This is a genomic window from Leifsonia sp. HAY1-4F (genome assembly GCF_056755275.1).
In genome coordinates, this window is sequence record NZ_JBNDHX010000147.1 from 1 (window position 1) to 6,731 (window position 6,731).

At 62.9% G+C, this 6,731-nt stretch carries 8 protein-coding genes; 4 read left to right on the forward strand and 4 right to left on the reverse strand.

From position 1 onward, the window contains the following. The 4 genes from ACPYOG_RS18110 to ACPYOG_RS18125 form a co-directional block, all read right to left on the reverse strand. The coding region (locus ACPYOG_RS18110) for an alpha-ketoacid dehydrogenase subunit beta (protein ID WP_481295543.1) at nucleotides 1-649 on the reverse strand (649 nt) is incomplete at its 3' end. After that, entirely contained in the window at nucleotides 646-1,770 is a 1,125-nt protein-coding gene (pdhA, locus tag ACPYOG_RS18115; RefSeq protein WP_481295544.1) for a pyruvate dehydrogenase (acetyl-transferring) E1 component subunit alpha, read from the reverse strand. The genes pdhA and ACPYOG_RS18110, both read right to left, overlap by 4 nt. Nucleotides 1,771-1,863: 93 nt before the next feature. Continuing rightward, nucleotides 1,864-2,415 (reverse strand): SRPBCC domain-containing protein, encoded by a 552-nt coding sequence (locus ACPYOG_RS18120; protein WP_481295545.1) that lies wholly within the window; start codon nucleotides 2,413-2,415, stop codon nucleotides 1,864-1,866. A 173-nt stretch (nucleotides 2,416-2,588) separates the two neighbouring features. After that, nucleotides 2,589-2,759 carry a hypothetical protein gene (locus tag ACPYOG_RS18125; protein WP_481295546.1) on the reverse strand — a complete coding sequence of 57 codons (171 nt, stop codon included), beginning with the start codon at nucleotides 2,757-2,759 and terminating at the stop codon, nucleotides 2,589-2,591. A gap of 325 nt (nucleotides 2,760-3,084) precedes the next feature. Between ACPYOG_RS18125 and ACPYOG_RS18130 the strand changes: the two genes are divergently transcribed. The 4 genes from ACPYOG_RS18130 to ACPYOG_RS18145 form a co-directional block, all read left to right on the forward strand. Then, nucleotides 3,085-3,516 (forward strand): GreA/GreB family elongation factor, encoded by a 432-nt coding sequence (locus ACPYOG_RS18130; protein ID WP_481295547.1) that lies wholly within the window; start codon nucleotides 3,085-3,087, stop codon nucleotides 3,514-3,516. 405 nt (nucleotides 3,517-3,921) lie between these two features. Next, a complete protein-coding gene (locus ACPYOG_RS18135; RefSeq protein WP_481295548.1) occupies nucleotides 3,922-4,287 on the forward strand; it encodes a DUF488 domain-containing protein in 366 nt (121 codons plus the stop codon). Then, nucleotides 4,284-5,042 carry a beta-phosphoglucomutase family hydrolase gene (locus ACPYOG_RS18140; RefSeq protein ID WP_481295549.1) on the forward strand — a complete coding sequence of 253 codons (759 nt, stop codon included), beginning with the start codon at nucleotides 4,284-4,286 and terminating at the stop codon, nucleotides 5,040-5,042. The genes ACPYOG_RS18135 and ACPYOG_RS18140 overlap by 4 nt, the downstream gene beginning before the upstream one ends. Beyond that, nucleotides 5,039-6,731, forward strand: a 1,693-nt coding sequence (locus ACPYOG_RS18145) for a glycoside hydrolase family 65 protein (RefSeq protein ID WP_481295550.1), incomplete at its 3' end; no start/stop codon positions are given. The genes ACPYOG_RS18140 and ACPYOG_RS18145, both read left to right, overlap by 4 nt.

Below are 6,731 nucleotides of genomic sequence, written 5' to 3' on the forward strand. Positions count from 1 at the left end.
AAGCCACATGCGCCATCCGGGAGTACCCGATCAAGGTGACATCTGCGCCGGCGCGCGTGATCGTCGCCCTACCGATGTCTATGACCACATCCTCGTCGGGAACCTCCCCCTTCGTGTTGTAGAGCGCCAGGTTCTCCAGGAACAGTACGGGATCGTCGTCGCGGATGGCGGCCAGCAGCAGCCCCTTCGCGTCGGCCGGGGTCGATGGCGCGACCACCTTCATTCCGGGGACGAAGGCGTAGTAGAGCTCTACGTTCTGCGAGTGAGTCGCACCCAGCTGTTGTCCACCTCCGCCGGGGGTGCGGATGACCAGGGGCACGCGTGCCTGGCCGCCGAACATCCCATAGATTTTGGCCGCGTGGTTCACAATCTGATCCAGGGCCAGCAGCGAGAAGTTGATGGTCATGATCTCCACCACCGGGCGTAGGCCCAGCATGGCCGCGCCGATTGCCACCCCGGTGAAACCTTCCTCGGCGATCGGAGTGTCGCGCACTCGCTTTTCGCCGAACTCGGCCAGAAGGCCGGCAGTGATCTTGTATGAGCCCTCGAAGACCCCGATTTCTTCGCCGATCAGGAACACGTTCTCGTCGCGGAGCATTTCGGCACGCAAGGTGTCATGCAGGGTCTGACGGTAGGTCATGATGGTCATCGGGGCCCATCCTCGGTCGGGCGCGGAGCCGGTTCGTACAACGGCTGCCCAGGCAGCCGCCGAGAGTCGTTCGGCACCGGCGTGGCATGGGTGTAATCGAACAGTGTGGACACATCGGGGAACTGGCTTCCCTCAGCGAACGAAGCCGCTTCGGAGACCCGTGCGAGCGCGTCGTCGTCTATGTCCCTGAGGGCGCCGTCATCGAGGAACCCAGACGCCGTGAGTCGGCGCGCGAAGCTGAGCACGGGGTCATGTTCTTTGAGCGTTTCGACTTCGTTCGCCGAGCGGTATTTCGCAGGGTCTACCACCGAGTGGCCGCGCAGCCGCTCGGTGACCACCTCCAATAAGAACGGCGCGCCTCCCCGAGCGGACTCCACCGCTCGCGTCGTCGCGTCACGTACCGCAACCGGGTCGAGTCCGTCGACGTGCTCGGCTGCCATGCGATACGAGGACGCGCGTTTGTACAGCTCCGGCTCAGCAGAGGACTTCTGAACCGTTGTTCCCATGCCCAGGCCGTTGTTAATGATCACGTATGCGATCGGAAGGTTCCAGAGTGCGGCGATGTTCAGCGACTCATGAAAGGCACCGATATTCGTAGTGCCGTCGCCCATGATGCACATGACGATGTTGTCTTCGTTTCGGTAATCCAGTGCGAGCGCGGCGCCCGTCGCGAGCGGGATTTGCCCGCCGACGATCCCGTATCCGCCCAGAAGGCGCCGGGTAAGATCGAACATGTGCATCGAGCCGCCCCAGCCTTTCGAGACACCGTCGACGCGTCCGTACAGTTCTGCCATGACTCGTGTGGGTTCGATTCCTCGTCCGATGGCGTAGCCGTGCTCCCGATAGTTGGTGAAGAGGTAGTCAGTTGGCCGCAGGGCGGACAGCAGCCCCACGACGGCCGCCTCCTCGCCTAGGTTGAGGTGGCAGTAGCCACCGATGAGCGCTTGCGTGTAGGCACGCGCAGCGCGCTCCTCGAAACGCCGGATCAAGATCATTTCGCGGTAGAAGCCGATCAGCTGCTCGCGTTCCGCCTGGACCAGTAAGCTCGTCGTCTGCGTGTTGGGTTCTGGCGCGGATGCTCGAGAGTTTGTCTTGCGTGCGTTTCGGGCTGCTTGGGCCATCTGCTTGGTTCCCTTCGCGGAACCCGCCCATTTCTCGGTCGTTCCGCATCGTTGAACTTCTTGCCATCACCAGTTCTATTGTCCGTGTGCCTTTCACAGGCGGAGAGAGTCGAAAGTCCCCCGTTGCGTATGTCGCAAGCCCGCCGGGCGTCCGGCCGCCATTTGGCTGCTCAGAAACCTGTAGGCCGGAATCAACGCTGCGGTGTAATCCGACCGCACCGGTGTGGGATGGTTATCGCGGAAGGCGGTAAGCCTTGCTAGGTAGTAATCCCATCGGGCAGCGACGTGTGCCTCTGAGGGTGAACGAAGTCGGCGAGCGACGGTCAGAGCGGTGTGTCCGCCGGCCTCGGTGAGGTGGCAGGACACGCGCCACGATTGCTCCCCACAACCGACGTCAGCTATGAAGCGATGCGGAGGCTCGCACTCGAGGAGGGTAACGTTCTGCCACGGGCCGTCCTCGTCAATGCTCATCCGGAACCGCATCGACCCTGTTGACGCCTGGCCTGTCAGCTCGCCGATCCAGCGGGCCAATTCCGCGGGATGAGTCAGATTTCGCCACACATCGTTTGTCGGCGCATGAAGGAGTCTGTCGAAGACGACGTAGACGCCGTCCTCTTTCGCTGTCAGTCGTCCTGTGGGTTGCATAAGCCGGCCCCGCCTTCCCTAAGATTTCACCTCACTGATGCAGCGGGTATCTCATCTGCGGGGACCTGGTGCCACGCGGTCCCCGGCCCGCTCGAGACCCGATTGACGAACCATTGAGTGAGGTGGGGCGCCCTCACCTGTTGGGGGTGCCCCGTTCTACCGACGTCGGTGCGCTAACGGGTCTTCCTTGGCTTGAGCGAGACCTCGTCGGCGCGTTCGCGCTTGGCTTCGCGCTTCTCCTTGAGGGTGAGTTTCGATTTCTTCTTGGTCTTTCCCCCGCGGGGTGATCTTCCTGACATGTGCCTCACGCTTCCCTTCTTGAGCTGGCGTGGTCCGATGACCATAGCCCATTCTCAGAGGGAAAGCATCTTGCCTCTGATCAGCAAAAAAAATTGACCCCGCAGCCTCAGCGGGCACCGGTGGTGAGAGTCCAGCTGGGGATGCACTGCGGCAATTGACGCCCTTTGCGGAACCGACCGGACTCGTTGCGTTCCCCGCTGTGATGGGCGTAGCTCGCGGTGCGAGAGGATCATCATCCTCTCCGATCGTTTAGCGTTTCGCCGCTTGGGGCCGGTGATACTGCGGGGTCTCAGGCGTGGCTATCTACGCGACGGTTTGCAGGCTATGGTGGGGGATTCATTCGATAGCGGGGAAGGGCGGCGATCAGAAATGTCGGACCTGAAGGACACGGTATGGATGACTCCCGAGGTCCTGAATCAGCTCACGCGCGAGTTGCAGGAGCTGAATACCTCACGGGCGAACAGCCTGGCTGAGGGTGCGCGAACTGACGCGCGGATCCGAGAGATCGAACGGCTGCTGCGGCAGGCTGAAATTGAATCCAAACCGGATGACGGGCTTGTGGAGCCCGGCATGGAAGTCACCGTCCGGTTCGATACAGACGGGACAAGTCACACGTTCCTGATCGGGACGAGAGAACTGTTGACCGGCGACCCTTCTATCACCGTGGACGTCTACTCTCCCGCGTCACCCCTCGGCTCGGCGATCGCCGGTAAGTACCAAGGCGAGACAGTCTCCTACCTGGCTCCAAACGGATCGACGGTAGGAGTAAAGATCATGACCGTGAAGCCTTTCGATCGCTGACGACCCGGAACACGCCATGTTCGGTCCGCCCGGGCCCCTCTACTGTTTTTCACCCGCAGCCTGGCAGCCGACCCAGCCGTACGGGTGTCCGATCCGGGCTGGCGACGTCCCCCAGAGTTTTGGAGTCGGCCTGTCGGCGACGACCTCTTCGGCTCGAGTGGTGGTCCTTCACCCCCGCCGACGGTGCTGTGCTGTGCTGCCCATCGAACGGGTCCGCGGGTGGGTGTCAGCGGTTCTAGCGGCGCGCCGGCGGGGTTTCCGTGGAGATGTTGGCTGGCGGATGAGACATCCGTCTCGATATACAGACTCGGTCGCGCATAGCCGGGGCGCCGTCGGGGGCACGCCTTGGTTGTCTGCGTACGTTGCGGAACCGAAGAGCATAATGACAACACGGTTGGAGGCCTGATGATCTCGAAGAAGCCGGATGTGCGGGTACGCAGGGTGTACGAAGAAGCCGAGGAGGACGATGGTGTCCGGGTTCTCGTCGATCGGATCTGGCCGCGTGGGATGACAAAGGCGAAGGCGGCACTGGATGAGTGGTGCAAACATGTGGCGCCGTCGACCGAATTGCGCAAGTGGTACAGCCATGACCCGGCGAAGTTCGCCGAGTTCACGAAGAGATACCAGGCCGAACTGAAAGATGCCGAACGCGGTGAGGCGCTGCGACACCTGCGCGAGCTGGCCACCGATCAACGTCTGACCCTGCTGACCGGCACGACGGAACCGGACATCAGCGAAGCCGCGGTCCTCGCCGACATCCTGAACAAATGAACGCCGAGGCGCTCGTCGGCCTGTCGGACCAAGTGCTCGGCTGTCTGTTCGACCTGGACGGTGTCATCACCCGGACTGCGACCGTGCATGCAGCAGCATGGAAAGAAGTGTTCGACGCCTATCTCGAGAAGGCGGCAAAGCGGGACCACGCACCATTCCGGCCGTTCGACGCGATCACCGACTATGACGCATACGTTGACGGAAAGTCGCGCGAAGACGGTGCCCGCTCATTCCTGGAATCGCGGACGATCAGACTGCCGGAGGGGCAGCCGGATGACGACGCCGGAGCCGAGACGATTGTTGGACTCAGTACCCGAAAGAACAACGTCGTGGAGCGGCGGATCCGTGAAGACGGCGTACAAGTATATGAAGGGTCGGTGCGTTTCGTGCAGGCGGTGCGGGCGAAAAAGCTGCGCTGCGCGGTCGTGTCATCCAGCGCGAATTGTCAGGCGGTGCTTGCCGCGGCCGGGATCGAGGGTCTCTTCGACAAGCGCATTGACGGGCTGACGGCACGGAGCGAACACTTGAGAGGCAAGCCGGCACCGGACATGTTCCTGGCCGGAGCGAGGGCGCTTGGACTGGAGCCGACGCAATGTGCTGTCTTCGAGGACGCTCTTGCGGGCGTCGCGGCCGGACGTGCCGGCGGCTTCGCCCAGGTCATCGGGGTGGATCGAGTGGGACAGGCTCAGGCGCTCGCAGAGCACGGTGCGGATATCGTCGTCTCCGACCTGGCCGAATTGCTGGGAGAGAAATGATCGATCATCCGTGTTTTGCGACCGAGCCGTGGTGTCTGCGAGAAACCAGTCTGGACCTGGAAGTGCTTGCGCAGGCGGAGTCGGTGTTCGCGCTGTCCAACGGGCACATCGGCTGGCGCGGGAACTTGGACGAGGGCGAACCCCACGGACTACCAGGCTCCTACCTGAACGGCGTCTTCGAGGAACGGCCCCTACCCTACGCCGAACGCGGCTACGGGTACCCCGAGTCCGGGCAGACGATCATCAATGTGACCAACGGCAAAGTGATACGGCTGCTGGTCAACGATGAACCGTTCGATATCCGCTATGGAGAGCTGCGCTCCCACGAACGCTGCCTCGACTTTAAGGCGGGTGTGTTGAACCGACAGTCCGAATGGGTCTCGCCAGCGGGCTCAGCGGTGAAGGTTACGTCGACCCGTATGGTGTCCCTGGTTCAGCGGGCGGTAGCGGCGATCTGTTACGAGGTTCAGGCGGTGACGCAGACGACGCGGATCGTGGTGCAATCCGAGCTGGTCGCCAATGAGCAGCTGCCCGATCCCGGCGGGGACCCGCGGGTTGCCGCGACGTTGGAATCGCCGTTGATCGAACAAGCGGATGCTGCGCGGGGCGCGCGTGCGGGTCTGGTGCACTCCACCAGGAACAGCAGGTTGATCCTAGCGGCCGTGATGGATCACTTGGTGGACGGACCGCCCGGTACCAGCGTGCAATCCGAGAGCTTCCCACACCTGGGACGGACGATGATATCGACCACGTTGGAGCCTGGGGAGCGGCTACGGCTCGTCAAGATTGTCGCGTACGGCTGGTCCGGTTCCCGATCGCTGCCGGCCGTCCGCGATCAGGCCGACGCGGCTTTGGCCGGCGCGATGCAGACCGGGTGGGACGGGCTCTTGGCTGAGCAGCGCCGCTATCTGGATGGCTTCTGGTCGCGGGCGGACGTTGAGCTCGACGGCGACACTGCCGTTCAACAAGCCGTCCGGTTTTCGCTGTTTCACGTGTTACAGGCCGGCGCGCGCGCCGAAGGCAGGGCAATCGCAGCGAAGGGGCTCACCGGGCCCGGGTATGACGGTCACGCCTTCTGGGATATGGAGACTTTCGTGATGCCTGTGCTAACTTACACGGCGCCGGATGCGGTTGCGCATGCGTTGCGGTGGCGGCACAGCATCCTTCCGCTGGCCATGGAGCGTGCCGCGCAACTCGGGCTCGAAGGTGCGGCGTTCCCCTGGCGCACCATCCGGGGCGAGGAGTGTTCCAGCTATTGGCCGGCAGGCACCGCAGCGTTTCATGTCAACGCGGATATTGCAGCTGCAACCATCGGCTATGTGCGAGCCACCGGCGACTTCGAATTCGAGCGGTCGATCGGGGTGGAGTTGCTGATACAGACGGCCCGGCTGTGGCGTTCGCTCGGGCATCACGACAGCCGCGGCCGATTTCGGATCGACGGAGTAACCGGGCCGGATGAGTACAGCGCGATCGCTGATAACAACGTCTACACCAACCTGATGGCACAGCAGAACCTGACCGGGGCAGCAGATGCCGCCGCCCGGCATCACGATCGGGCGGCGGAACTCGGTGTGGGTGCAGAGGAAATGGCGGGCTGGCGCGATGCGGCGGCGGACATGTTCATTCCGTACGACGAGGTGCTAGGTGTCCATATGCAGGCCGAGGGCTTCACCGGATATCAGGTGTGGG

Bases quoted from the DNA above. Each gene is read 5' to 3' on its own strand.
- pdhA (WP_481295544.1), bottom strand. From the start codon at position 1,770: ATGGCCCAAGCAGCCCGAAACGCACGCAAGACAAACTCTCGAGCATCC.
- ACPYOG_RS18120 (WP_481295545.1), bottom strand. From the start codon at position 2,415: ATGCAACCCACAGGACGACTGACAGCGAAAGAGGACGGCGTCTACGTC.
- ACPYOG_RS18125 (WP_481295546.1), bottom strand. From the start codon at position 2,759: ATGGTCATCGGACCACGCCAGCTCAAGAAGGGAAGCGTGAGGCACATG.
- ACPYOG_RS18130 (WP_481295547.1), top strand. From the start codon at position 3,085: ATGTCGGACCTGAAGGACACGGTATGGATGACTCCCGAGGTCCTGAAT.
- ACPYOG_RS18135 (WP_481295548.1), top strand. From the start codon at position 3,922: ATGATCTCGAAGAAGCCGGATGTGCGGGTACGCAGGGTGTACGAAGAA.
- ACPYOG_RS18140 (WP_481295549.1), top strand. From the start codon at position 4,284: ATGAACGCCGAGGCGCTCGTCGGCCTGTCGGACCAAGTGCTCGGCTGT.